Origin of the sequence: Desulfosarcina variabilis str. Montpellier, assembly GCF_048565275.1 — a bacterium.
Taxonomy (GTDB): Bacteria; Desulfobacterota; Desulfobacteria; order Desulfobacterales; family Desulfosarcinaceae; genus Desulfosarcina; species Desulfosarcina variabilis.
This window is the reverse complement of record NZ_CP159846.1, coordinates 4,733,023-4,757,326: the sequence shown is the minus strand read 5'-3', so window position 1 is coordinate 4,757,326 and position 24,304 is coordinate 4,733,023. Positions and strand designations below refer to the sequence as shown.

Annotated in this window: 23 protein-coding genes and 1 riboswitch; of the genes, 13 read left to right on the top strand and 10 right to left on the bottom strand. The window is 50.8% G+C overall.

Features of this window, described 5'->3' with window-relative positions; translation table 11 throughout:
- The first annotated feature begins 41 nt into the window (after positions 1-41).
- The 6 genes from hisA (at position 42) to Dvar_RS21465 (ending at position 4,903) form a co-directional block, all read left to right on the top strand.
- Positions 42-800 (top strand): phosphoribosylformimino-5-aminoimidazole carboxamide ribotide isomerase, encoded by a 759-nt coding sequence (hisA, locus tag Dvar_RS21490; protein WP_419664002.1) that lies wholly within the window; start codon positions 42-44, stop codon positions 798-800.
- A 152-nt stretch (positions 801-952) separates the two neighbouring features.
- Positions 953-1,417 carry a hypothetical protein gene (locus Dvar_RS21485; RefSeq protein ID WP_419664001.1) on the top strand — a complete coding sequence of 155 codons (465 nt, stop codon included), beginning with the start codon at positions 953-955 and terminating at the stop codon, positions 1,415-1,417.
- Positions 1,418-1,807: 390 nt separating this feature from the next.
- Positions 1,808-3,016, top strand: coding sequence for a zinc-ribbon domain-containing protein (locus Dvar_RS21480; protein ID WP_419664000.1), 1,209 nt, complete (start codon positions 1,808-1,810; stop codon positions 3,014-3,016).
- Between the two features lie 164 nt (positions 3,017-3,180).
- A complete protein-coding gene (locus Dvar_RS21475; RefSeq protein WP_419663999.1) occupies positions 3,181-4,209 on the top strand; it encodes a response regulator in 1,029 nt (342 codons plus the stop codon).
- A gap of 42 nt (positions 4,210-4,251) precedes the next feature.
- A complete protein-coding gene (locus Dvar_RS21470) occupies positions 4,252-4,596 on the top strand; it encodes a hypothetical protein (protein WP_419663998.1) in 345 nt (114 codons plus the stop codon).
- A gap of 31 nt (positions 4,597-4,627) precedes the next feature.
- Positions 4,628-4,903 carry an HU family DNA-binding protein gene (locus Dvar_RS21465; protein WP_419663997.1) on the top strand — a complete coding sequence of 92 codons (276 nt, stop codon included), beginning with the start codon at positions 4,628-4,630 and terminating at the stop codon, positions 4,901-4,903.
- 105 nt (positions 4,904-5,008) lie between these two features.
- Here the strand turns inward: Dvar_RS21465 and Dvar_RS21460 are convergent, their stop codons facing one another.
- From Dvar_RS21460 to Dvar_RS21450, 3 genes are all read right to left on the bottom strand, one after another.
- Positions 5,009-6,307, bottom strand: a complete 1,299-nt coding sequence (locus Dvar_RS21460) for an HD-GYP domain-containing protein (RefSeq protein ID WP_419663996.1) — start codon at positions 6,305-6,307, stop codon at positions 5,009-5,011.
- 7 nt (positions 6,308-6,314) lie between these two features.
- Complete coding sequence (locus Dvar_RS21455; protein ID WP_419663995.1) at positions 6,315-6,620, bottom strand: hypothetical protein; 306 nt, start codon at positions 6,618-6,620, stop codon at positions 6,315-6,317.
- 87 nt (positions 6,621-6,707) lie between these two features.
- Positions 6,708-7,478, bottom strand: a complete 771-nt coding sequence (locus Dvar_RS21450; protein ID WP_419663994.1) for an ADP-ribosylglycohydrolase family protein — start codon at positions 7,476-7,478, stop codon at positions 6,708-6,710.
- Between the two features lie 152 nt (positions 7,479-7,630).
- Here Dvar_RS21450 and Dvar_RS21445 point away from each other — a divergent pair, with 152 nt between their 5' ends.
- Genes Dvar_RS21445 through Dvar_RS21435 form a run of 3 tightly spaced genes read left to right on the top strand, consistent with a single transcriptional unit; the run spans position 7,631 to position 10,107 of the window.
- Positions 7,631-8,581 carry an ABC transporter substrate-binding protein gene (locus Dvar_RS21445; RefSeq protein ID WP_419663993.1) on the top strand — a complete coding sequence of 317 codons (951 nt, stop codon included), beginning with the start codon at positions 7,631-7,633 and terminating at the stop codon, positions 8,579-8,581.
- Between the two features lies 1 nt (position 8,582).
- Positions 8,583-9,317: an ABC transporter ATP-binding protein gene (locus tag Dvar_RS21440; RefSeq protein ID WP_419663992.1), complete on the top strand. Its 735-nt coding sequence runs from the start codon at positions 8,583-8,585 to the stop codon at positions 9,315-9,317.
- 10 nt (positions 9,318-9,327) lie between these two features.
- Complete coding sequence (locus tag Dvar_RS21435) at positions 9,328-10,107, top strand: ABC transporter permease (RefSeq protein WP_419663991.1); 780 nt, start codon at positions 9,328-9,330, stop codon at positions 10,105-10,107.
- A 46-nt stretch (positions 10,108-10,153) separates the two neighbouring features.
- Here the strand turns inward: Dvar_RS21435 and Dvar_RS21430 are convergent, their stop codons facing one another.
- From Dvar_RS21430 to Dvar_RS21410, 5 genes are all read right to left on the bottom strand, one after another.
- The gene (locus Dvar_RS21430) at positions 10,154-11,101 is read right to left on the bottom strand and encodes an ABC transporter substrate-binding protein (protein WP_419663990.1); all 948 of its coding nucleotides are present in this window, start codon (positions 11,099-11,101) and stop codon (positions 10,154-10,156) included.
- A complete protein-coding gene (locus Dvar_RS21425) occupies positions 11,098-11,874 on the bottom strand; it encodes an ABC transporter permease (RefSeq protein WP_419663989.1) in 777 nt (258 codons plus the stop codon). The genes Dvar_RS21430 and Dvar_RS21425 overlap by 4 nt, the downstream gene beginning before the upstream one ends.
- Positions 11,871-12,608, bottom strand: a complete 738-nt coding sequence (locus tag Dvar_RS21420) for an ABC transporter ATP-binding protein (protein WP_419663988.1) — start codon at positions 12,606-12,608, stop codon at positions 11,871-11,873. The genes Dvar_RS21425 and Dvar_RS21420 overlap by 4 nt, the downstream gene beginning before the upstream one ends.
- A 51-nt stretch (positions 12,609-12,659) precedes the next feature.
- Positions 12,660-12,768, bottom strand: a riboswitch (TPP riboswitch).
- A gap of 325 nt (positions 12,769-13,093) precedes the next feature.
- Positions 13,094-13,768, bottom strand: coding sequence for a hypothetical protein (locus Dvar_RS21415; RefSeq protein ID WP_419663987.1), 675 nt, complete (start codon positions 13,766-13,768; stop codon positions 13,094-13,096).
- Between the two features lie 29 nt (positions 13,769-13,797).
- Positions 13,798-16,959, bottom strand: a complete 3,162-nt coding sequence (locus Dvar_RS21410; RefSeq protein ID WP_419663986.1) for a PKD domain-containing protein — start codon at positions 16,957-16,959, stop codon at positions 13,798-13,800.
- A 931-nt stretch (positions 16,960-17,890) separates the two neighbouring features.
- Here Dvar_RS21410 and Dvar_RS21405 point away from each other — a divergent pair.
- The 3 genes from Dvar_RS21405 to Dvar_RS21395 all read left to right on the top strand — a co-directional run bounded on the left by Dvar_RS21405 (position 17,891) and on the right by Dvar_RS21395 (position 20,336).
- Positions 17,891-18,133 (top strand): hypothetical protein, encoded by a 243-nt coding sequence (locus Dvar_RS21405; protein ID WP_419663985.1) that lies wholly within the window; start codon positions 17,891-17,893, stop codon positions 18,131-18,133.
- A 59-nt stretch (positions 18,134-18,192) separates the two neighbouring features.
- Positions 18,193-19,722 (top strand): DUF4832 domain-containing protein, encoded by a 1,530-nt coding sequence (locus Dvar_RS21400; protein WP_419663984.1) that lies wholly within the window; start codon positions 18,193-18,195, stop codon positions 19,720-19,722.
- A 281-nt stretch (positions 19,723-20,003) separates the two neighbouring features.
- Positions 20,004-20,336, top strand: a complete 333-nt coding sequence (locus Dvar_RS21395; RefSeq protein WP_419663983.1) for a PilZ domain-containing protein — start codon at positions 20,004-20,006, stop codon at positions 20,334-20,336.
- A 57-nt stretch (positions 20,337-20,393) separates the two neighbouring features.
- Here Dvar_RS21395 and Dvar_RS21390 read toward each other — a convergent pair whose 3' ends face one another.
- Both Dvar_RS21390 and Dvar_RS21385 read right to left on the bottom strand, forming a co-directional pair.
- Positions 20,394-21,314, bottom strand: a complete 921-nt coding sequence (locus tag Dvar_RS21390; protein WP_419663982.1) for an MBL fold metallo-hydrolase — start codon at positions 21,312-21,314, stop codon at positions 20,394-20,396.
- Between the two features lie 74 nt (positions 21,315-21,388).
- Positions 21,389-23,137 (bottom strand): hypothetical protein, encoded by a 1,749-nt coding sequence (locus Dvar_RS21385; protein ID WP_419663981.1) that lies wholly within the window; start codon positions 23,135-23,137, stop codon positions 21,389-21,391.
- A 493-nt stretch (positions 23,138-23,630) separates the two neighbouring features.
- On the opposite strand from Dvar_RS21385, the gene Dvar_RS21380 reads away from it, so the two are divergent.
- Positions 23,631-24,296: an NAD(P)/FAD-dependent oxidoreductase gene (locus Dvar_RS21380; protein ID WP_419663980.1), complete on the top strand. Its 666-nt coding sequence runs from the start codon at positions 23,631-23,633 to the stop codon at positions 24,294-24,296.
- Positions 24,297-24,304 lie beyond the last annotated feature (8 nt).

The following is a 24,304-nucleotide window of genomic DNA, read 5'->3' as shown; positions in this document are numbered from 1 at the left end:
CTGACTACCTTCTTTGTTGTTGATTTTTTGTGGAGTTTACCATGCGCTTTCGCCCTTGCATCGATCTTCATGGCGGCATCGTTAAACAAATCGTCGGTGCCACCCTTTCTGATACATCAAACGATCAGCTTGAAACCAATTATCAGTCTCAACGATCTTCGGTTTGGTTTGCCAACCGATATCGCCAGGATCATCTTACCGGTGGCCACGTCATTCAATTGGGGCCCGGCAACGCAGACGCCGCACAAGCGGCCCTTTCCGCCTGGCCCGGCGGTCTTCAGGTGGGCGGTGGCATTCATGCCGATAATGCCGGGCAGTGGCTGGACGCTGGTGCCAGTCACGTAATCGTTACGTCCTGGGTATTCAACGAAGGCCGCATTCACATGGCACGCCTTGAAGAACTGGTAAAAAAGATCGGCAAATCCCGCCTGGTTCTCGATCTGAGCTGTCGCAGACGGGGTGATGCCTATTTGATCGCCACCAACCGCTGGCAAACCTTTACCGATGAGGCGGTTACCTATACGCTAATGGATCGCCTGTCCCATTATTGCGATGAATTTCTCATTCATGCAGTGGATGTGGAAGGACGCTGTGCGGGCATTGAAACCGACTTGGTTGCTTACCTGGGCGGCTGGCAAGGTATTCCGGTCACCTATGCCGGCGGTATCTCCGGTCAGGCCGATATTGACCAGATCGAGGTGCTGGGCAAAGGCCGGATCGATTTTACCGTGGGCAGCGCCCTGGATATTTTCGGTGGTAAGGGGATGCGCTACGCAGACCTGGCCCGACGCTATGCTTGATAATTGACAGCTTTTCTGTTGATTGATATAAAGTAACCGATAAAAACGCCATCACCTCTTCTTTCAGTAAGCCGCGGAGCCGATTTCCAATCCTCATTAGGTTATGAAAATTCTTATACTTTTTCAGGCTTTTAGAAAAAGGAGAAAACAACATGCCATTATCCGCTGCCGAGATGAGCCATGCCGTATTTCAACCGACGATCCCTGCTGGATTGGAAAAATATACCTGCACGAGTCACATGCTGACACTCTTGACTGCCTTGGATGGCAGTGAGAATTTGGCAGCAATCGCAAAAAAGTCCGGTCTGCCACTCAAGGATGCACTACTGGCGACATCCCATCTGATGAAAGCCAATCTGATAACAATCGTCGATGGCGCTGGACAGCACTTGGATGGTGCATTTTTTCAAGAATTAAAGGCCGAGTTGTCGATCGCCGTGGGCCCCATTGCAGAAATCATCATCGAGGACAGCATTCGGGATCTGGGGCACAGCATGGATGCCTTCCCTGCCTACCAGGCCGCAGAACTGGTAGAACTGCTGGCCCAGGAAATCCAAAAGGAAAACTTGCGTGTCGATTTTCAGCAGAAAATGCTTGCATCCCTTCAAAAAAAATAAGGCTGCAATCATTAGGAATTCATCTTGAAATGAATAGACAAACCGATTAATCTGAAGACCGGGACACATTCCTAAAGTAATACTATCGGGATGCCGATATAGCCCAGCAAAAGGGCATAATACAACCACTTTCTGACATAGCAATTTGATTTGATGTTGTTCTTCCTTCTCCATTTCGGGAAATGATCTTCCCCACAAACGCATTTGTTGCTTAATCATTTCGCCAGTGCTCAAAAAAGCTACCGCTTAACGGCCTGCTGGCATCCAAGCCCCATGGCATTGGTGCAATCAACCGTTAGGGGCACATTGTAATGGGCTTGTCGGCTGGCAGGCTGCTTTAAATCAATGAAAAGGCAATGTGCCATTCTGGATTAAAAAAGGAGTACGGGGATGCTTATTCAATGTCCGAATTGCCAGAAACAATACAATATTGATCCAGGCAAAGTAAATCGAGAAGTCATCAAATTTCGCTGCCAGGCCTGTGAGCAGGTTGTCTCGGTGAATCTTCAAGGCGCGCCAACAACACCTGATCCCATGCCGGATGGTACAGCGGACACGAGACAGGCAACGCCCGGTCAACCATCTGCCACAGTCACAGAAGGAGGGCACGCCGCCGATGCCAACAGTCGCCAAAATTCTTCTTCTGCCAACAACAAATCCTCGTTGGCAACGCCTGTTTCCAATACTGCCGCCAAACCGCGGGCAAGAAAAAAACGGTTGGGGGTGGGCGGGAAAATGCTGCTGCTCTTTTTCTTGATCCCCATTTTGCTGATTATGGCCGCCGGCGGCGTCTACTTGTGGGAGCTGAAACAGCTTACCGACGACATCACCCACGAAAGCTATGACATTGTCACGCGGCTATCCCATGACCTGGTCAACGACACGGCGCGCATGGTTTCCGAGCAATGCAGACTTTACCTTCAAAGTCACACTGAACTCGAGCGGCATCATTTCAACAATGATGTAAAGTTCCGTCAGCTGGCCATGCAAACAGTCGGTGAAACCGGTTATACGTGTATCTATGCAGTCCCTGATGGTCAGGGCATAAGCGCATTGTTGGTTCATCCCAATGAAAAAATTATCGGTATCGATCTGCCATCCGCCATGAAAAAGGCGCTGGGTAATGCCTTTACCGCTTGGTACACCATCTATCAAGGCGCCTTTTCAGGAAAAGCGACAAGCGGCTACTATGACTGGAAAGAAAAAGACGGTTCCATGCGCCAGAAATACATGACCTGTGTCCCGGTTAAAAACACACCTTATATTGTTGCCGCAACGACATATGTGGACGAAATCATCCATGAAGTTGAAATCCTCAGGGCCAAATCCAATAAAATGATTCAGAATACGGCCATCATCATTTTGGGTGTATTTGTTGGCACATTAATGATGATCGGCATCTCCGTTCTGATTTATGGGCGCCGTCTGAAAGGCAATTTGACCCGATTGACCGATGCGGCTGAGCGAATCAGTGTGGGTGAACTCAACACGGAAATCAACATCAACTCCAACGATGAAATCAGCGATCTTGCCGATACCATCACGCGCATGCAGGAAAGCATCCGCCTGTCCATCGAACGGCTGCGCCGGCGCAGATAATAAAACAAAGGTCGCCAGAAAAAGACGATTCGTCAAATGCGATTCGCCTATGAAAAAGTGCCAGTCGAGGTAAGAAAATGGTCGTATTTCCCGTAAATGACTTGGTAATCAAAGATATTCATGCAAGCTATGTCGATCCATTAAGGATGTAAAGGTGTATCAACATGCCGGACACGATTCTGATTGTAGATGACGATCGACAGACGCGAACCCTTTTGTCCAAGGGGATCTTAAAACATTTTCCCGACATGCAGGTGAGCACGGCAGAAAATGGTCGTAAGGCACTTGAGCAAATCCAGATTAACGATGCCAGCTTGGTCATCACCGACCTGATGATGCCTGTCATGGATGGATTTGAGCTGATTACCCAGCTGATGGCACACTATCCAGATATCCCGGTGCTTGTCATTACCGGGAATCCAATCCCTGAAAAAGAACAGCGTCGCTTCAAAGAAGGTTCTCTGGTGGTTCTATCCAAACCGTTTAAGGTAGAAACGCTCTGTGATCATGTTACCCAAATTCTCAAAAATTACACCGACGGGGGTATTCTGCACAACACTGCGCCGTCCATGTTTTTACAACTGGTCGAACTCGAGGCCAAAACGTGTACCATCCGCGTCCTTGAAAATCAAAGCGGCAAACAAGGCGTTCTCTTTTTCTCCAAAGGCCAATTGCTTGACGCGAGGATGGCACAATTACAGGGAGAAGAGGCAGCACGCCAAATCGCCGCTTGGGACACGACGTCATTGGTCATCCAGAACAAATGCCCGGTCAAGACCGCCAGAATTCAAAAATCGGTCAGCGCATTGCTGTTGGATGCCGCACGAATAAAAGACGAAGCCAATGACGCGAATGACAACCCACCGGTTACCGCATCAGCCCTTTCAGTCGAGCCCGAAGCCGCTGTTGCCAATGATCCTGCTGTTCCCCAGGCGCTGCTTCAAAGGATAGAACAAAACCAAGCGTTGGTTCCACATCTAAGACAGATCCAAGTGGAACCTGAGTGGCAACCGTTGCTGTCACAATTGTCGATGTTCAAAGATTATTTTCAAACCGGTTCGCTGAAATCGGTTTCCATTGGTACAGGACTTGCCGATGACATTATTGTAATTCCGATCAACCCGCCGATCGCTTTGCGAATTGATCCCCGATATCCCAAAGATAAAGTGCTGGCATTGATCGAAGGTATCTGAGTGGATCATTATTTTTCATCTGTATGTGTCAGTGATAATTGAATGCAAAAAATACTAAACGCAATTTTACAAATCGAGCATGTCAATGGTGCACTGTTCATCAACCCTGATGGATCGGTTGCCTGTTCACGCTTCAGTACCCCGGTTTCTCGGCCACCCGAAGATTTTGCCTGGATCGGTCTGATCGAGCAGTTCAGTGGGTTCCGTGAAGCCGATGTTACGTTCACAGACCTTCGTCTTTACCTGCGATTGACCGACAACGGCTGTTTGGTGGCGTTGCTTGAGCCCTACGCGGTCATTGCCATGATCCGGCTGCAGTGCGACGTCCTGCTCTCAACAGTAAAAAAATCAAAATCCCATGGCCTGCGTCGTTTTTTTAAAAAATAGAAACGGCGTTATTTTTAGGAGAATATATCGAATGAACAAGCATCAACTTGTCCAGACGCTAAGGAATTCCAATGGTCTTTCCAAACAAGAGGCTGAACAGGTGGTGAACCTTTTTTTCAATGAACTGTCCGACAGTCTGATAAGAGGAAATCGCGTTGAAATACGGGGATTTTGCTCGTTCTTTGTGAAAAAATATGGAGCCTATACCGGCTCCAACCCCCAAACCGGAAAAAAAGTAAAAATACCCTCCAAAAAGCTTCCTTTTTTCAAGGCTGGCAAAGAACTAAAGGAAAGAGTGGATCGTTGAAGCCTGAACGGACAACGGCAATATCATCCACATTCTCCACCTGATAAACTTTGAAAAAAAATAAAACGCCGCGCGGATCATCCATCTGAGCGCGCGGCGTTTTATTCACACTTGCATGGAACCATTCTTCAGGCTGCGCTCGAGATCATTTTGAAAGGCAACGTACGCATCCATTGCTTCTTTTTGAGCATTTTTGCGAATCGTGTTCAGCATGTCATAGTGCCTGAACACCCTGTCAATCAGGCGGGGATCCAAATCCTCTTGATCAGCCATTGTCTTTAAAACGGCCTTGGTGTTTTTGGCATCCATTCCTTTGCGATACGGCCGATCCTCCGTTAGCGCCGTGAATACATCGGCAACAGCCATGATTCTAGCGCCCAGGGGCAGGTCATCGGCATCGAGTCCGAACGGATACCCTGTGCCGTTGAGCCGCTCCTGGTGGAGTGAACCCCATTGACTGACTAGGCGCAACACCTGGAATGGTTCGAGGGCTTGGTAGGTATGGTAAACATGGGCACGCATCACAAAGCGTTCATGTTGGGTCAGCTGGCCCGGTTTCTCGATAATTTCCGATGGGATGGCGAGTTTGCCAAGGTCGTGAAGGTAACCGGCCATTTCAATCAGCCGGCGTTCATTTCTTGAAAAGCCAGTGATCCTGGCCAGTTCAACGGCCACGGCGGCCACCCCGCTGGAATGCGTTGCGGTAAACTCACTTTTAAAATCGATAAGGCTGCAGATTAATTTTGAAAATTCAACCAGTTGCTGTATTGAAAATTCCCTGCTGGGGTAATTGACGGTTCTTTTTAAAATGTTTTCAATGTCATTCGATGCTGCATCCAGCCAAATATACTCCCGGTCTCTCATTGCCAGCAGGGCATCAACGTGCTCGGGAGCAAAAATCTCCCCGCTTCGTTTGGCAATTGATTCGCAAATGCCGCTGACCATGGCCAGTACCGGTTCATCGGCCGAAACTTTAACGGCCACGCGATCCGCCAGATGAATGATATGGCTACCGACAGGCACCGGAGCATGATCCTGAAAAGCACCTCGTGCATGCCGCCAGGGCAGGTGATGATAGCGGATCAGTTTGGCAATGGACTCAAAGGGCTTGAACGTTTTGATAATCAGACTTCCGGCAATGGCATGTTCACCGGGTTGGGTGTCCTCGAATTCGAGCAGGTCAAGCCGTTCCTGAAGGGAAAAGGCGCCGATATCATGCAACAAGCCGGCAATAAAGATTTCGAATTTTTCATTATCCGAAAGCGCCAGGGCATCTGCCAACTGATATGCCAAATATGCAACCTGCAAGTGGTGCCTGCCGATGGCGGTATTGATCATGTCGACAACCTTGGCAATGGCCATCGCCATATCGAAAATATTTACCCGAAGGGTCTGCATAAACATGAGTTGTTTACTTCTTTTTAAAATGTGACGTTGCCTTGTCAAAGGCCGTGGAAAGCGATTTCCAAGCATCTTCGATGCCGCCTTTCAAGTCATCCAAGGCATTTTCTCCGGCATTGTCCAGTTCCTTGAGCTTATCTGCCATTTGTTGTTGGTATTGACGCAACGCCCCGCGTTTTTCCTCGAATTTTTTCAATACGTCGGCACTCTCGTGCTGGGCCTTGGCTTCCAGTTTGTTGCGCTCAATGTTCCATCGGTAGTTCAAATCATCAAATTTTTTTTTCATCTGCTCGAGCAGTTCATCCTTGTTTAGCAATTTATTCCTCCCTTCATTTTCCCTATGATTGTTATCTCTCCTCAAGTGTAATCATTCAAGATAAAATCTTTTCGATTAATTTAATTTTCAAAACGGACACTTAAATTCCTGTTCAAAACGATCAACCACGGCCAATAGATCTTCGGGCAACTGTTGCCGGACCGTGGATACAATATCAGCAGGGACCACCCGGTAAAAGGCCTGGGCAATACCACCGGCAATGCAGGCCATGGTATCGGCGTCACCACCCAGGGAGATGGCATTTCTGACTGTCGATTCGTAATCGTGGGATTCGAGAAAGGCAATCATGGATTCGGGCACGGATCCCTGGCAGGAGATGTCGAACCCGTAAGCAGGCCGGATGTCCGATAGTCTGCGATCCAGATCGTAGCCGAAACGCGCCTTGATCTCTGAGCGAATCGTCTTTTTGTCGGCCGCATGCCTGGCCAGCCAAATGGCCAGCGCCGTTGCCTGGGCGCCCTTGATCCCCTCGGGATGATTGTGGGTTACTTCGGCTGAGCGCCTGGCTTCCGCCAATACGGTTTCCTCGGTATCAAAGGCGAACCCCACGGGCGAAACCCGCATGGCCGACCCATTGCCCCAGCTGTTGTAGGGTCTGGTTTGCGGCAACCACATCCAATGCAGAAACGTTCCACCGTAGCCGGCACCGGGATGACGTTGGGCAAACCGCTTCAGGCATTCGGCATAGTCCTCACCGGTGAGGATGGCATGGGCCACGGCAACGGTCAGCACCGTGTCGTCGGTGAACCTTTCCACCCGCATGGGAATGTCTGTATTTTTTTTTGGATGCGCTTCATAGGGTGATCCGATCATATCTCCTGCGATTGCACCAATCATTTAAGCCACGCACTCCTTTTTCTGGTGTCGACACAATCTTGACTTAAAAGCCCTTTTTTCCTACTTACAAGCGTTCTGGAATAAAAATTAGTTTATCATATTAAAAATGGTGGTGTCACCATCGCCCCATCGATTACAAAAGGAAAAATAAAATGGAACAGCTTAAGAAGCGCCTCATGCAAACATGGCCGCGCCATGCCCTGTACCTGATCATCCTGCTTTTTTTCGTTCCCCACCCGAGTTTCGGCAAGGATCTGCTGCGCTTCGGGGTTCTGCCGGTTGTCGATACGCTGCCGCTGCTGGTCGGACAAAACGCTGGAACCTTTTCGGATCAGGGCATCGATCTTGAGCTCGTCTCCTTTCAAAGCGCTCTAGAGCGTGACGCCGCCCTGCAGGCAGGAAAACTCGACGGGTATTTCGGCGACATCCTCAACACCCTGCTCCTGATTCAATCCGGTCAACCGGTAAAGATCTTGACCACCGCATTTCACACCCATCCGGGTCATCGCATGTTTGGAATCGCTGCTGCTCCCGGGTCAGAGATCAACCGTATCGAGCAGCTCAAGGGCAAGGATATCGCCATTTCGCGAGCCACCATCATCGAATATGTACTGGATACCCTGCTTCGATCCCTTAATCTTCCAAGTGATTATATGACCAAACAGGAAATTAAGAAAATGCCCATCCGGCTGCAGATGCTCCTTTCCAGTCAAATCTCAGCGGCCCTTCTCCCCGAACCGCTTTTGACCCTGGCCGAATCCAAAGGGGCTCAGGTCATCAAAGATGACCGGCAACTGGACGTCTGTCTCACCGTTCTGGCCATGGATATGACCCGCACGGCCGATAAGCCGCGTTTGCCGGAACGCTTTTTAAACGCCTATGCAGCAGCCGTTGCCAAAATCAACGAAGACCCCGAATCTTATAAACAAATGATGATAGCGCGGACCCGTTTTCCCATGCCGGTAAAAGATCTGTACAAGGTTCCGGTTTTCCCTGAAACCGGCCCCCCGGCAGAAAAAGATATCATGGCCACACAAGACTGGCTCGTACAAAACGGCCTGCTTAAGGAAAAAATTCCTTACGGGCAGGTGGTGTGCCGATAAGATGATACACGCAAAAGGCCTGTGCAAAGCATTTGATGAAAACAGCGGACCTGTCCTGGAGGACATTTCCTTTTCACTGTCTGCCGGAGAGACCCTGTCCATCATCGGGCCGTCGGGGTGCGGCAAAACCACCCTGCTTTATATGCTGGCCGATCTTTCTCAGCCAACGTCGGGAAGCATCGCGATCGGATCCACGCAGGGCGATCGGGCAAGCTGCACAACATCAATCATTCTCCAGAATTTCGGGCTGTTTCCCTGGAAGACGGTTTCGGAAAACGTCGCCCTGGCACTGAAAATCCGCAAAGCGCCCAAAACTGTGGTCGCAAGCGTCACGGCCAGCCTGTTGGAAGAGTTGGGGATCGGAACGTTGGCGTCCAGGTATCCGGTTCAGATCAGCGGTGGCCAGCAACAACGGGTGGCCATCGCCAGGGCGCTTGCCACCGACCCGGACATACTGCTGATGGATGAGCCGTTTTCGGCGCTGGATGCCATGACTCGCGAACACCTTCAGAACACCCTTTTGGCCATGTGGCAAAAGCGGCGATTGACGTATGTGATCGTCACGCACAGTGTGGAAGAGGCCGTGTTTCTGGGCCGCACCATCATGATCTTGAGTGATCGACCCACCCGAATTCGCAAGGTCATCACCAATGAAGGATTCGGCAGTCAGGCCTTGCGCATGGAAGATCAATATTTCGAGATGGTCCGCTCCATCCGCCGGATCATGGAAGGATAAACAGACCCCAATGGTTTTTTACCGTTATCTTTCTACCTGCCTCTTATTGCTCCTCGTCTGGAAGGCCCTGTCCTTGGCCCTGTCCTCCACGATGCTTCCTCCGCCGGAAGCGGCCCTGATGGCTTTTGCCACAGCGATAACAACAGCGGATTTCTGGAGTCATTTTCTGGTTAGCGGCTACCGGGTTACCTGTGCCATGGCGCTTTCCTGGATCATCGCCTTTCCAGCAGGCCTGATGCTTGGATTCAGCCGCAAAACCGATACCCTGCTCTCTCCTTTTGTTTTTCTGACCTATCCCATCCCGAAGATCGTGTTCCTGCCGATCTTTCTGGTCATTTTCGGGCTGGGAGATTTTTCGAAAATTTTTATGATCGCCCTAATTATTGGCTACCAAATCCTGGTCACCACCAGAGACAGCGTTCTGGGCCTGGACCGGGAGTATATCGACTCCTTTAAATCACTGGGTGGAACAGTTGTCCAAACCCTTCAACACGTGGTCATTCCAGCGGCCCTGCCCCAGGCCTTTACATCGCTTCGCATCGGAACCGGGACCGGCATTGCGGTGCTCTTTTTCGTTGAATCCGTTGCCACGGCTAAGGGCCTGGGATTTTTTATCATGGATTCATGGGGCCGATTTGACAATAATCTGATGTTTGTCGGCATCATCGGTATGAGTCTGCTGGGGGTCTGTCTCTATGAAATCGTCAACTATCTGGAAAAACGCCTTTGCGCCTGGAAATTTGTCAAGACGGCCAGGATCGATGATCGCCCCGGCCATTCCCGAAAGTAAAAAATCAGGCAAAAAAAGGCAGTGCCCCGTTTGAGGCGCGACCTATTTATTCGCCCTTCATCAAATCCGGCAACAAGGTGGCCACATCCACCTTTTTTTCGATAAGACCGTATTGTAAGGCAAAATCGGCAAATGCCTGCCATGCCTTACGATCGCATTGTTGATGCTTGGCGTAGTAGGGACGGGTCAGCTCAAAAGCAGCGGTTTCAACCTTCTTGTCTGCATCGGGCAGGGCCTTGAAATAGTCGGTCAAGGCAGCATTGGGAGAGGCGTCGATCACATCGATTGCTTTGGCAACGGCCTGCACAAAGCCTTGCACCTGATTTTTCTTGCTCGCCAGCGTTTTTGGCCCGCAAATAAAAATCAACTCATCGTAATCCGGGATGCCCCAGGTTTCCAGTTCGAAAAAACCGGTGTCGATTCCCTCGTGGGCCATGGTTACCGTCTCATAGGTCTTAAACGGTCCCATGACCGCATCGACCCGCCCGGCACTGAGCGCCGGGGCAATGGAAAAGCCCACATTGACCAGCTTATAGTCAGTGATATGGTTAATTTTTGCAAATGCGTCCATGAGCACATCCATCAGACCGGGAACCGTATAGCCGATGGTGCGGCCGGTCAGGTCAGCGGGCTTGGTAAAACCACTTTTTTTCAGATACATCAACGTACACAAGGGATGCCCGATCAGACGTCCCACAACACGCACGTCGATTCCCCGGCCGGCCGCCATCAGCGTCTGCGGCTCATAAGAGACGGCCAAATCGACCCGGCCGGCCACCGCCAGTTTCAAGGCATCTGACGTATCCGATGGATTGAGAATTTTTACGGTTACGCCCGCCTGAGAAAAAAAGCCGCGTTCCTGGGCTACATAGATCGGCATATGATCCACATTAGGGAACCAGTCGAGCATGAGCGTCAGGGGTGCCTCGGCCAGGGCCGGCCCGCTCCAGGATACACCGGCAATCAGGATCAGGATCATCAAAATGCGTTTCATCTATGATTTCCTCCTTGAGATGTTGGGTTGGGAGAATCTTTCCAGGCCAGGCAATGACGCTCCAGCCATCCCACGGCATGCCATAGGAAAAGGCCCATCAATGACAGCCACAAGATGGCGGCAAACACCCAGTCGGTTTTGAGACGCGCGTTGGACTGGATCATCAAATAGCCCAGTCCCTGCTGAGCGCCCACCCATTCGCCAATCACCGCACCAATGGTGGCCACGCTCACCCCCACCCGCAATCCGGCAAAAAAGTACGGCAGGGCCCAGGGCCAGTAGAGCCGTCGCAGGGTCTGCCAGAAGCCGGCCCCCATCAGGCGGAACAGTACGCGAAAGGCGCTATCGCAACTTCGAAACCCCTCCAGCAGGCTGACTGTGATCGGAAAAAATATAATTACTGCGGCCATGAAAATCTTGCTGGCCAGGCCGTATCCCAGCCATACCACCAGCAGGGGCGCCAGGGCAAATACCGGAATGGCCTGGGAGGCCACCAGAAACGGGGCCAGGGCCTTTTCCAGAGATGGCTTGGCGAACATGGCCACAGCCAGGGGCACCGCCAGAGCCAGGGCCAGGAGGATGCCGGCCATAATCTCGACCAGCGTGATCCCGGCATGAGGCAAAAGCTGCGGGGCGTGACCGACAGCCACCTGCACAATCCTGCTGGGTGGCGGTAGGATAAAGTCGGGCAAATCCGAAAGGCGGCTGCTGACTTCCCAGATACCGGCAACCAGCAACAGGATCCCGGCCGGTATGGTCCAAGTCTGTTTCACGCCTGCCGACCCTCCTGCAACATATTCAATACCCGGTGTTTGATGACCACCAATGGGGGATCTTCCAGTCGCCGCGGGTGGGGCATGGAAAGGGTTATGCGGTCCGCCACCCGCATGGGCGGACGCGTCAATACGATCAGTTCATCGGCCAGCACCAGTGCCTCCTCGATATCGTGAGTAACCATCAGGATCGTCTTGCCAAATTCGGTTTGCAGCAGGCGCAACATCTGCTGTAGATTGCGGCGGGTAATGGCGTCCAATGCAGATAAAGGCTCGTCAAGCAGCACCAGATCCCGGCCGAACATGAGCGTACGCGCCAGCGCGCAGCGCTGGCGCATGCCACCGGATACCATAGACGGCAGGTAATTTTCGAATCCGGCCAACCCCAGACGGTCGAACAATGCCTCGACCCGAGGCATGGACGTAGCTTTGGATTCACCGGCAATATCCGATGGCAGACGGGCATTGTCCACCAGTCCCAGCCAGGGCAGAAGCAGGTCGGATTGCTGCATGTAAGCTGCCAGTTGACTCAGGTCGGGAACAATCCGATCACGCCAGCGGATCTTGCCGGTTTCCATGGGCACAACGCCCATGATAAGATCGAACAAGGTGCTTTTCCCGCAGCCCGACGGCCCGATCAGGGCCACGCATCCGTTTTCCGGAACGGTCAGGCAAAAGTCCGTTATCACCGGGCTTGCGTCAAAATGTTTGGTAATTCCCTCGATGGTCAACAATGGTTACCCCGCCAAATGCGGCAATCGGGGAAAGGCAGGAACGAAAAATAAGAATCGTGCGATGAACTTCCCTACGCCGGCATTACCCGAATCAGGTTATAGGGGTCGGGGCTTCAAGCCCCCTCTCAGCCAATTCCCATCGACTCCCCCAGCAAAATACGAAAGATCCTCGAACGTTATTTTTTAGCCGTTGTTCGCGGCTTAATCGACTTCATTTCAGAAAGAATACTTCTTAGCATCGAAAGACAAAGCATGTCAAACCATCTACACCTTTCGTTACAGCGGCTTCGGCGCCCTGCCTTTTCTTTTTGCATTGCCTGCCAACACGCACTTTTTCACAAGTCTGGTAATTTACCAATCTGCGGCGTTTTGTCATTATTGAAATCGTTCAAAAAAACCACCCGCTGAGCGGGTGGTTTGATGAAGCGGCCTGGAAAGGGGCTGAATCCAGACGATGTTAGATGGTCGATTTTACCAATAGTCCTTTATAGTTGGCGTCTCAACAGGGCAATGTAATAGTCCCTCACATCCAAGGCATGCGTGGAGCCAATCGTACGGAGCACATTCTCAACATTATATCTGATGACTAATTGGTTGTATGCCATGTCACATACACGCAATGGTTTGCCCAATGTTTCGTCGGTTACGTCCTGGCAATAGTCCATATCAGACAGCGCATTGACAAGCAGTGTCTTGATCTCATCCGTTCCGGCCATTTGTCCTACTACATAGATGACATTGGATCTTACTTTTGGTCCGGACCGGCTGTAAATATTGATCAGATCATCGACGACTTCCTCCGGAAATATTTGGAACATCCTTTTGGCAATGTAAAGCTTACGTGCGCTTTCTCCTTCTTCTCCGACTTGCGTGGATTGAACATAACCCAGTGCAAGCCCGATGGCTTCATGGGATCGATGGTCAAATGCACGAAAAATGGCCTTGTCTAAATAATCTTCCTGATCGAAAAATTCCGGAGAGACAAAGGCGTTGATCACATTTCGGGATGAAAGACGTTCCAATTGATCAATACGCCGCTCTCTTTCCATGCTGAATGTATGGTCGACATCGGGCACCACGGGTTCTTCCGGATAAACCACACTGATTTGCAAGGCAATCAGCACGATCATCATAAGAATGACGGTTAGATGGGTTTTCATTTTGTTAGCCCTCCAAATCCTTGTTTTAACTATTGTTGAGACGGCAATTTGTTGAAATTGTAATAATCGTAAACCGCTTCTCGGGCTTGCATCCGTTGCCAGATAACCCGGTCGCTCATACCATCGATGTAATTCCTTACATAAGTCCAAAACCCGTGGCTACCAGAGTTGTTAACAGTATAAAAAACAATACCGTGGTTAAAGGTAGTCAGATAATAATTACCGGAGTTGCAACTTTGATAGAAAAAACGGCTGTATTTCATCTCATCTTTCGGGATCTCCAACGCTTTGCGAAAAAGAATCGTTTTACGACCAAAATGCGTTTTGGGATAGGGATCATCCGGGTCAGGCGGCTCCGGGTTGGTGATGAAGTATTGAAGGTGGTCAGGATTGTCGGGGTCAGGTTCACTGCCATCAGCCGCATACCATGCAGGAGTTCCCGAGTCAGGGAAACGCTCAAGAGCGCCAAAATTTACTGATTCCATGAGATAGTTCGTTCCAGACGGATCTCCAGGAATCTGGTAGGTGATGTAGTAGTTGTAGGCGGGCGTATCGTAATAATACGGTGGGGTACCTGTGGTCTCACCAAAATCATAGTTCATGACCCCACTGGTCCCGTCCTGAAAAATCGGCCACCAGTTCGGATACGCCTGATTGGTGATCAATCCTCGGACGCTGACATGGAACCAGGGGGAGCTGATGTTGAAAATTCTTGGATCGTCAATGGTGTATATATCAGTCACCTCTTCGCTGGCCTGTTCGCTTTCCGTTACAAACACAACGCCCATTCCATAATTGGCATGCCCCCGATAGATAACATGCGCATTTTCCGTCATCAAAGCCTGTCGCATGCCTTCGATGTCTTGGATAATATGGAAAATAAAAGCCTTCCCCGAACCATTGGTATACTGCCACAAACCATTTACTTTTTGAAAGCCATTGGTGTCGAACCAGTCTTCCGCTTCCTCAAGGGGGTTGTGAATGACGCCATAGCCAATGCAATAGTAAATATGCTCCTCCACTGCAGTTACATCGTTTACGGTAAGCAGAGTGGTCACAGCCGCCGACCACTCATCCTCATTGTCGCAGACCTCAAAAAAGATGGTATGCCCCCCTGAGGATAACGCGGTGGTGGTAAATGAAGCGGTGTGATTCAAAACACCGTCTATGCTGGAGGACCACCGATACCCCGTAATTTCACCATCAACATCATTGCCATGGCCGGTAAAAGTGACCTGTTGCCCTTCGGTAGCCGGGTTGGGACTGATACTGTCGATCACTGCCGTGGGAGGAAGGTTGTCCTCGCCCACCAGTGTCCAGCGCACCGCGTCGGCACAGGTACTCGAGCTGTCGGCAACGGACGTGACCCTCACCGTGTACGTCGTGCCTTCTGCAAACGGGTAAGTTCCCAAACTGTTCCATTGCCCTGCATTGACACGCTGATTGACCGAAACGTTGGCCGTGCCGCCCGCGTATCTTATCTGGTGCGGCGCCGCCGTGGTTCTTGAACTCCACCCGGAATGCCATTCCCAAACCTCGTAGGTTCCGGTCTGGGTGGGGCTGAAAGACCAGGTAAAGGTGTCATCGCCGCCTCTGGCCCATAATGAATTGGCTGACGGGTCAGACGGGTCAAACGGTGTTGTACCGCTGGATACCTGCCAACTGCCGGTGGACGACGTGCTGGCCGTGTCGCTGTTGTCCACAATCGTGTCGTCGGACATGACGGTGATGGTCAATGTCCGGGAAACCGGATCCGACCACGCGCCGTCATCATCCTGGACTTCCAGGACAATGGTGTGGCTCCCTGTGGACAGATCGCTACTTGAAAACGACGCACTGTCGCCCAGATCACCATCAATGCTCGAAGACCAATGATAGTCGACGATTGTGCCGTCAATATCACTGCTCCCACTGCCATTGAATTCGACGGTCTGTCCTTCGGTAGCCGGGTTGGGACTGATACTGTCGATCACTGCCGTGGGAGGAAGGTTGTCCTCGCCCACCAGTGTCCAGCGCACCGCGTCGGCACAGGTACTCGAGCTGTCGGCAACGGACGTGACCCTCACCGTGTACGTCGTGCCTTCTGCAAACGGGTAAGTTCCCAAACTGTTCCATTGCCCTGCATTGACACGCTGATTGACCGAAACGTTGGCCGTGCCGCCCGCGTATCTTATCTGGTGCGGCGCCGCCGTGGTTCTTGAACTCCACCCGGAATGCCATTCCCAAACCTCGTAGGTTCCGGTCTGGGTGGGGCTGAAAGACCAGGTAAAGGTGTCATCGCCACCTCTGGCCCATAATGAATTGGCTGACGGGTCAGATGGGTCAAACGGTGTTGTACCGCTGGATACCTGCCAACTGCCGGTGGACGACGTGCTGGCCGTGTCGCTGTTGTCCGCAATCGTGTCGTCGGACATGACGGTGATGGTCAATGTCTGGGAAACCGGATCCGACCACGCGCCGTCATCATCCTGGACTTCCAGGACAATGGTGTGGCTCCCTGTGGACAGATCGCTACTTGAAAACGACGCACTGTCGCCCAGATCACCATCAATGCTCGAAGACCAATGATAGTCGACGATTGTGCCGTCAATATCACTGCTCCCACTGCCATTGAATTCGACGGTCTGTCCTTCGGTAGCCGGGTTGGGACTGATACTGTCGATCACTGCCGTGGGAGGAAGGTTGTCCTCGCCCACCAGTGTCCAGCGCACCGCGTCGGCACAGGTACTCGAGCTGTCGGCAACGGACGTGACCCTCACCGTGTACGTCGTGCCTTCTGCAAACGGGTAAGTTCCCAAACTGTTCCATTGCCCTGCATTGACACGCTGATTGACCGAAACGTTGGCCGTGCCGCCCGCGTATCTTATCTGGTGCGGCGCCGCCGTGGTTCTTGAACTCCACCCGGAATGCCATTCCCAAACCTCGTAGGTTCCGGTCTGGGTGGGGCTGAAAGACCAGGTAAAGGTGTCATCGCCACCTCTGGCCCATAATGAATTGGCTGACGGGTCAGATGGGTCAAACGGTGTTGTACCGCTGGATACCTGCCAACTGCCGGTGGACGACGTGCTGGCCGTGTCGCTGTTGTCAACCGTCTCGTCAGCGACTGTAGTGCCTGCAAAACCAAGGATTGATAACAAGACGGTCGATACAAAAACCCACAAGTAGAACTTTCTTTTTAAAATCGAGCTCATACTTCCCCCTTTCGTTTACAATCCGCATAATGCCTGGATTGATCTGCCCATGCGCTTCTTGTTTTGGAGCTTTTACTCCACCATAAAAATTGGGCGGGTGGAGTCACTACCGAGAATTCATCGCAATCGACTCAGAAGTTTTCGATTTTCAGACAGTTACTAAATTGCATGGCTGAACCATTTGTTCTTCGCTGCTATGCAGTGCTGACTCCAAGTGGCCTGCAGGAAGTAGTTTCAATGGTGGTTCCTTTGAGATGATGGAGAGGCTGGTTGAGCGTTCGGGTTCAGTGTTGACGTTTACAGAAAAGCGCTACCGATAGAGAATAAGACCAATCAGTGATGATCGATTTCAGTGATGCTCATGGTGCTTGCACTTGGGCGTTCTCGTTTGCGCATTAAAAAAACAAGGAATTCCACAAATCGAGCCGCGAGACCTTCAATGATAGATAGATTGACAACCGTTGGTTTGGTGTCCCGTTTCGCAATCGCTTAAAAGGTCAACTCAAACAGATGATTTTCTGACTTCTTGACAATTATAGCGTAACGCTTAAAAAATAGGCAAAAATTGCTCCAAATACACTACATTTTTTTCACTACTGTTTTTATTAACTATTTATAAGAATTGACTGATGTGATGGGCTAATCATACAGCAAAAATATGAAATGTTTTTCATATTTTATATAGAAAATAGTTCATAGGTAAAGTTTTTTTTCTAATACAGAGAATTTTAATAGGTTGAGTTTTTCTAACGTCCTTTTTTTACTGTAGACAAGTTATCCGGACAAGCGCAAGCACCATTTTAAAAAACTATGGTTGCAATCGATTGTCCATCGGATAGAATGGCGTTTTCAATATCCAGGCAATACAACTTGCTTTTTTTCAAAAACAATAATGCGGAGCGCATTTGAATCCGCCGTATAGGAGCGTCCAATGGCCAATCTTCTCAAAGGCCCGCCACTTGTCGTTCATATTCTGATCGCCACCATGGTCAATGCTTTCTTTTTCCCGCTGATTTACGACTGGACCGGATCAATCCTCTACGCATTTTTAGTCAGCGTGGCATTTCTTTCCGTATACGGATTGCTCGTCTTGTGGCTGGCAATACCACGGCGTGCATCAAAAACCACGCATCCGCAACAGCCTGAAAAGGAAAGTGAGAACCGTAACCGATAGCCTCTATTCTCTTTTGATGGATGCATACAGCAAAAAAATATCAACGGAAAGGATCCTTGATGAAAAAATTATCCTGCATCGGTCTGTTTGCAGTGGCGCTGCTGTTGGTTGGCGGCACCGGATGTGCTGAGCTGATTGTGGTCCATCCATCGGCAACAAGCGACCTATTGCCCAATCCGTACAAGGGCTATGCCCCTTATGCCGACACATTTTACGCGGATCCGTCCATTCCTCAAAGCTTGGTTTACGATGATGTGACCTGGAAAGCACTTGAACCCGATATGCCCGGGGTAATTGACTGGAACGCCCTTGAAGATGACTGGACGCAGCACACCGCCCTGGGACGTCGCATCGGGTTCAGGTTCAAATGCGCCGATCCATGGAGTGGCGATTTGACCGACATCCCGGATTGGCTGGTATCGGCGGGCGTTGCCACATTCCCCTATTCCATCGACGGCGGCAGTGGAACCCTGCCGGATTGGGATGATCCGGTTTTCTTAGGCCAGCATGACCGCATCATCGCGGCGCTGGGGGATAGATACAACAATGATCCACGCATCGCCTGGATCGATGTGGGCAGTTACGGTATCTGGGGCGAGTGGCATGTTTACCAGAACGAGCATTTAGCGGCCAGTCAGGCAACCAAGCAACGAATTCTCGACGCCTACCTGGCCGCCTTTCCGGACAAGCAACTGGTAATTCCTTTTGATGACGATTTTGCCATGGTTTATATGGCCGAGCGGGGGTATGGTATCCGCAACGATTGCCTGGGAACCGCCGACAGCAATGACTGGTTCGATGAATCCATGGATGCCCTGGACATTGATATAGATGCATTGGCCGCAACCGGAATGGTCACCGGTGAATTCTGTGGTTCAGAGCAAGGGGCACGCGAGGGATTCAGTCAGCGCTTCGATCTGAATCTTGATTTTATCGTCCGCAATCATTGGTCGTTCATTGGTCCGGCCGGGGGCAGCCTGCTCGCCGCCAGTGGAACTTTGTTGGACAATGCGCGCACCGCCTACAAGCGTATGGGTTATCGTTTCAGAATCCATGAAGCGCGCTGGAATGATCCGGCTTCAGCAGCGCTTTCTTTGGCCATAACGATGGTCAATGAGGGCAGTGCCCCGCTGTATTACCCCTGGCCGGTGCACATCGCTCTGGCTCAATCCGGCAATCTGGCGGCAGACGTCGAGATGACCGAGGCCAGATGGGATTGCCGAACATGGCTGCCCAGAGAAACGGTTATGACAGCCAACATTTCTTTATCTGTGCCACCCGGGACTTACGATATTCTCTTTTACATGCTAGACCCTGCCACCGGTCAGCCCGGGATACGACTGGCCAACACCGGCCATGACGGCAATACGCGATACAAGCTTGGAACCGTAACCATCATCGCCGGAGAATACGCCGGGGGTGATCTGGATAAAGATGGAGACGTGGACGGCATCGACCTGTGGCAAATGCAGTCTGCCTTTGACTCCGAGGCCGGTGAAGAGAACTTTAATCCGGCAGCGGACATGGATTTCAACATGAAGATCAACGAAACCGATTTAGTCCATTTGTTGTCTGATTATGGCAAGTGATTGATGCACGCATTCCTTCTTGACACTAAATAAAAACTTTGCGAGGGTGTGCTGTCCTCGCCATCTAATACCATTGGAAAACAAACGGAACGCGACCTTGTGGAATTGATCAAACAGGATGTTGCCGCACTGATTCATGAGCGTGCTGACGCGATAAAGTGGAAGCTCGACTCTTACGCGAAGCCATGCCGGCACGGCTCGCTTCCAACTCGGAATCAATTATTGGCGTCCAAAAATTCGGTTTTGGCACATTCTGTTGTGAAGGAAAAGGTGAACGGAAAATGGAGCCCAAAGCTGAACAGCGCAAAATCTCTGGTCGAACTGCTTATGTGATTGCTGAATATACCGTCCTGGAGGGCACATTTAGAGACTTTATCAAAAATATCGGTGCTGCAGGCGTGTTTATCAAAACAGACAGAAAAATTGCCGTTGGGCAACCGGTATCGACCAAGTTCCCATTGCTGAACTTTGACAACATCGTACAAGCATACGGCAGAGTGGTCCGCAGGGATGCGGATGGATTTGCAGTGACGTTTAATGAATCCATAGAAGGATTGGTCTGCAGGGAAGGTCATTTCCCGGAAATTGTTATTGGTGCAAATCAAACCAACTGATATCCTGAGCCTCTCAGGCGGCGTCTGTATTCAGGCTTTACGGATAGGTTGGATCCGTCAGCGTGGCATCGTCTGGGCATAGATATCGTGCCATCCCGGCGAAACTGGCATTTTCTGATACAAGTCAGCCCGTTGCGCCTCCAGTAGCTGCCGCGGAAGTCCCATGTAATCCGCCGCACAATAGATTTTTTTGCCTGTGGCGGCACCAAGCGCATCCAGCCAGACAGCACCGTTTTCACTGCGCATCAGGTGGTGATCGAGAATCAGCACATCGATGACTTGCGCCAGGCGAAGTGCGTTTTCCCATGCAGTATGGCGCTGGACATCGCTCAGGCGGCTGAGATAAAGTGGGGGGCCGGCAGCCAAAAGGACATCCGGTCGCCAGTCGATCACCCGATCCACCGTCGGTGGGTCCAGCAGTTGAATATCGGAGGCATGCACGAATACACGGTGCGCCACTTCAATGCGCGTCATCATGACAGTGCCCATGTTGCCACCGGCGGCACCGTGGGGGACGGAGGGCGAAAAAGCGATGTCCCCTTCCGACCGCCCTTCAGCAATCTGCATCTTGCTACCCATCAGATCAGCCAACGCATCGAATCGTTTTCTCATATTGGTGGATAGATCATCGCCGGATTTGCACCAACAGGACAAATGTCGAAACGTATCCGGAAGGTCCCGAATTGATAATTGGTATGGATTGGCCTCGGCAAGCGGCACATGATCGCCGTGATAATGGCTGAGCACCACATCGGTCGCCCCTTTCAGCGCCTGCAGGATCTTCCTCCGGACACGACGCCCGATGGCAACCTGAAAAGGATGCGGCAACAGCCCGCTGCGCACATACCCCAATGCCACCCCCGGATCGATAACAATGCGCCGAGAAGGTGTGTTGACGACGCAACAAAGGCTTCGTACCCCCATGGATTCCGCGCCAATGATTTCTATGCCCGGGTCAGTACCTGTTTTTTTGTCCATTGCCTCACCCCCCTTTGACAGCCAATTCCTTTATCATAAAAGAATTTGTGAGGGGTGAAAAGGCTGTTTCGGTATCATGCGGCAACACGTTGAACAGCCACCTCCGATTCATCTGCGCGATGGACAACGATCTGGTTAAAGGGAATATCCCACCCATTGTCGTTGGCCGTGTCCACGGCGATCCGTTGAACCAGACGAGCAAGTTTGTTGTACAACTCGGCCACCTCTCCCTTGAAATCGCAAATGATTTCCAGATCCAGAGACGAAGCGCCCGCCGAGCTGAACTCAACCTGCACCCGATGTAACCCGGATTCGTGACCGGCGTCACAAATCCCCTGCTCCACGGCTTCTTGGAGCAGTTGTGGGATTTGGGTGGTAATTTTTCCCTGCAACTTGTAATCAAGCCCAAAAGGAATTTTCAACCGGAATCCGGTCGAAAGATTTTGGGGCGTTAAATCTAAAAAGGTCTGAGTCATATAGGTCTTGCGGCTTCCTCCCCGCATGACCAGCTGAACCCCCTCATGGGATTGATGCAGGACCTTGCCGCGCGTCCCATCGGCAAGGATTACCCAATCACCTGTCTTACAGGGGAACCATGGCGCACTATGGTGAAAGGGATAAGAGTTCAAAGACATGAGCTCTTTGATCGGAAGCCGGACGGCGTCATTTTTCAGGTCGGGGTTTTTAAGGCGGGTATAGTAATTAATTCGATCCACCAGCCAGGGAACACCGTTGTAAAAAACACGCTCTCCCTCCCGGACACTGCCCATATTGAGTAGAAGCTTGGTTTGTTCCCAGTATTGTCCAAGCCCCTGCTTTGCCGCCCAAAACACACCAATGAGGAAAATGATGGACACACTGAGAAGGACCCAGTCTCCGGAAAAATAGAGTATCATCATTGCCGCCGCCGTGGCTCCCAGAGCGGTCATGAATTGGCAGATGACATCGAAAAAACGAACAATGAACGTCCGGCGACGGGCCAATTTCGGAATCGTGCGCTGAATCAGGGATTGGTGGAGCAGGCGCAACAGAAGGAAGACGCCGACAAAGGTGATGATCGATACGACCATGTTTCGGCCTCGATCCCTGAAAAACCCCTGAACGATCTTCTGGATCGATTTGATGATGGGTTCTTTTTCCTTGTTGAGCTCCGCCAACTGCAACTTGGCAATGGTCAATTGGTTGGAAAGTTGTTCCTGCCGAAGGGTCCATCGCTTCTCGATCTCGTCGAGATGCTTTTTCAGCTCCCGCGATTTCGCCTTTGCTTGAAGATTGTTAAGCTTGGCGATGCCCTCTTTTACCACTTCGAGCTGGCTTTTATAAAATTCAACCTTCCCTCGTGTCCGTTCGATCTGGCGTGGCCTGGCCGTAATACTCTTTAGCTCATGGATCACGGGTTTTAAGAGTTCCAAGGCCTCTTCATCCCACCGGAAATCGTCCTCAGATTGTTCCAAAAAGGCAGACAGATCCACCCCGGTGGCGATTTGCTCAAAGCTGTGTCTCAGATCACTGATTTCCTTGTTCAGCTTGGCAATCTCCGATTCCAGTCGTTTATGGTCCTGTTCGGAACTGGTATAGGATAATTCTCTTTGTTTCTTTTTTAGTCTTCGAATCAACTCCTCTTCGTAGCTAATGATATTGTCCAGGGTAATTTGATTCCCCTTGGTCGCTTTTTCCTCGGTTTTTTTGTCGGGATTCGGCCCTGGCCCCTCATTCTCAATATTTTTGTTATTGTCGGCCCCGGCCGAAAGGCTGACGGTGAAAACGAAAAGCAGCAAAGCAATCAGAAACAGCGTCGGTGAAATTCTCTTCTCAATTGTCATAAGTATTCTGCGAAGGGCTCCTACAGTCAAAAAAGTGTTTTGCGTCTCAAAAGCACGAAATGGTCCGATTATCGCTACTCCAGTCAAAAGGAACAAAAAAACAACCAGGCATGATATGGCTATGGGAACGTTAGGGCCTGACAAAACTTGGACTTTTTTCAGCAATAAACATGCCTATACAAATTTGGTTTTCATAGGCGTCATCGTGAGTATTTCGTTCTCCTGTTAACTCACGAGGTTATGGGTAAAAGGGAAAATTCAGTCTCTTTGGGTAGTATAATGAAGAATCGTTTTAAATTACAAAAACTGCAAAAATGGTCGATTACAGGTACGAAAAAGATGCATTGCCGATTTTTCATATAAACGGCATGGTCCATGGAAAATTCAAATCGATCCAAATACATCTGCCCTGGCGCGGTTCTGCCCCCATATTGACACGCACGAAACGGTTTGACATATTCAGCAGCGATAAAAATCAGAAAAGGAGATGGTCATGCTTAAGGATGGCGAAAAAGGTGTTATATTACAGCGAGATAAAAAAACCTACGGGATTGCGCCGCATGTTCCTTGCGGTCTTGTTACCCCCGAAATCTTGGAAAAACTGGCCAGTGTTGCCCGCAAATACAATATTTCCACGTTAAAGATCACCAGTGCCGCCCGCATTGCCCTTCTGGGTATCGAGGAAGCCGATGTGGACGCCATCTGGGACGAACTGGAATTTGATAAAGGCTATGCCGTCGGCCTGTGCGTTCGTAGCGTCAAGGTGTGCCCGGGCATCGAACATTGCCGGCTGGCCAAACAGGACAGCATCAAAATGGGCAAAATAATGGATGAGCGCTACCACGGGATGATCCTGCCCAGCAAGATGAAGATGGCGGTCAGTGGCTGCCAGATTCAATGCGGTGAAAACTGCATCAAGGATTTATCCCTTTACGGAACCAAAAAAGGCTGGAATATTCTGGTTGGTGGCATGGGAGGGATCAAACCGCGCCTGGCTGAGCTGCTGTTCGAGGATCTTGGCTGGGATGAGGCTCTTGAGATGGTGGCCAAAACCATCGCTTACTATAAGGCCAATTCACGACGTTACCGCCTCGGCTTCATGATTGACGACATCGGCATCGAGGCTTTCAAGCAAGGCGTCTTATCCGCCACACCATAAAAAAATAG

Excerpts from the sequence above, each read along its gene's own strand:
- hisA (WP_419664002.1), top strand. The coding sequence starts at position 42 with ATGCGCTTTCGCCCTTGCATCGATCTTCATGGCGGCATCGTTAAACAA.
- Dvar_RS21485 (WP_419664001.1), top strand. The coding sequence starts at position 953 with ATGCCATTATCCGCTGCCGAGATGAGCCATGCCGTATTTCAACCGACG.
- Dvar_RS21480 (WP_419664000.1), top strand. The coding sequence starts at position 1,808 with ATGCTTATTCAATGTCCGAATTGCCAGAAACAATACAATATTGATCCA.
- Dvar_RS21475 (WP_419663999.1), top strand. The coding sequence starts at position 3,181 with ATGCCGGACACGATTCTGATTGTAGATGACGATCGACAGACGCGAACC.
- Dvar_RS21470 (WP_419663998.1), top strand. The coding sequence starts at position 4,252 with ATGCAAAAAATACTAAACGCAATTTTACAAATCGAGCATGTCAATGGT.
- Dvar_RS21465 (WP_419663997.1), top strand. The coding sequence starts at position 4,628 with ATGAACAAGCATCAACTTGTCCAGACGCTAAGGAATTCCAATGGTCTT.
- Dvar_RS21460 (WP_419663996.1), bottom strand. The coding sequence starts at position 6,307 with ATGTTTATGCAGACCCTTCGGGTAAATATTTTCGATATGGCGATGGCC.
- Dvar_RS21450 (WP_419663994.1), bottom strand. The coding sequence starts at position 7,478 with ATGATTGGTGCAATCGCAGGAGATATGATCGGATCACCCTATGAAGCG.
- Dvar_RS21445 (WP_419663993.1), top strand. The coding sequence starts at position 7,631 with ATGGAACAGCTTAAGAAGCGCCTCATGCAAACATGGCCGCGCCATGCC.
- Dvar_RS21440 (WP_419663992.1), top strand. The coding sequence starts at position 8,583 with ATGATACACGCAAAAGGCCTGTGCAAAGCATTTGATGAAAACAGCGGA.
- Dvar_RS21435 (WP_419663991.1), top strand. The coding sequence starts at position 9,328 with ATGGTTTTTTACCGTTATCTTTCTACCTGCCTCTTATTGCTCCTCGTC.
- Dvar_RS21430 (WP_419663990.1), bottom strand. The coding sequence starts at position 11,101 with ATGAAACGCATTTTGATGATCCTGATCCTGATTGCCGGTGTATCCTGG.
- Dvar_RS21415 (WP_419663987.1), bottom strand. The coding sequence starts at position 13,768 with ATGAAAACCCATCTAACCGTCATTCTTATGATGATCGTGCTGATTGCC.
- Dvar_RS21410 (WP_419663986.1), bottom strand. The coding sequence starts at position 16,959 with ATGAGCTCGATTTTAAAAAGAAAGTTCTACTTGTGGGTTTTTGTATCG.
- Dvar_RS21405 (WP_419663985.1), top strand. The coding sequence starts at position 17,891 with ATGGCCAATCTTCTCAAAGGCCCGCCACTTGTCGTTCATATTCTGATC.
- Dvar_RS21400 (WP_419663984.1), top strand. The coding sequence starts at position 18,193 with ATGAAAAAATTATCCTGCATCGGTCTGTTTGCAGTGGCGCTGCTGTTG.
- Dvar_RS21395 (WP_419663983.1), top strand. The coding sequence starts at position 20,004 with ATGGAGCCCAAAGCTGAACAGCGCAAAATCTCTGGTCGAACTGCTTAT.
- Dvar_RS21390 (WP_419663982.1), bottom strand. The coding sequence starts at position 21,314 with ATGGACAAAAAAACAGGTACTGACCCGGGCATAGAAATCATTGGCGCG.
- Dvar_RS21385 (WP_419663981.1), bottom strand. The coding sequence starts at position 23,137 with ATGACAATTGAGAAGAGAATTTCACCGACGCTGTTTCTGATTGCTTTG.
- Dvar_RS21380 (WP_419663980.1), top strand. The coding sequence starts at position 23,631 with ATGCTTAAGGATGGCGAAAAAGGTGTTATATTACAGCGAGATAAAAAA.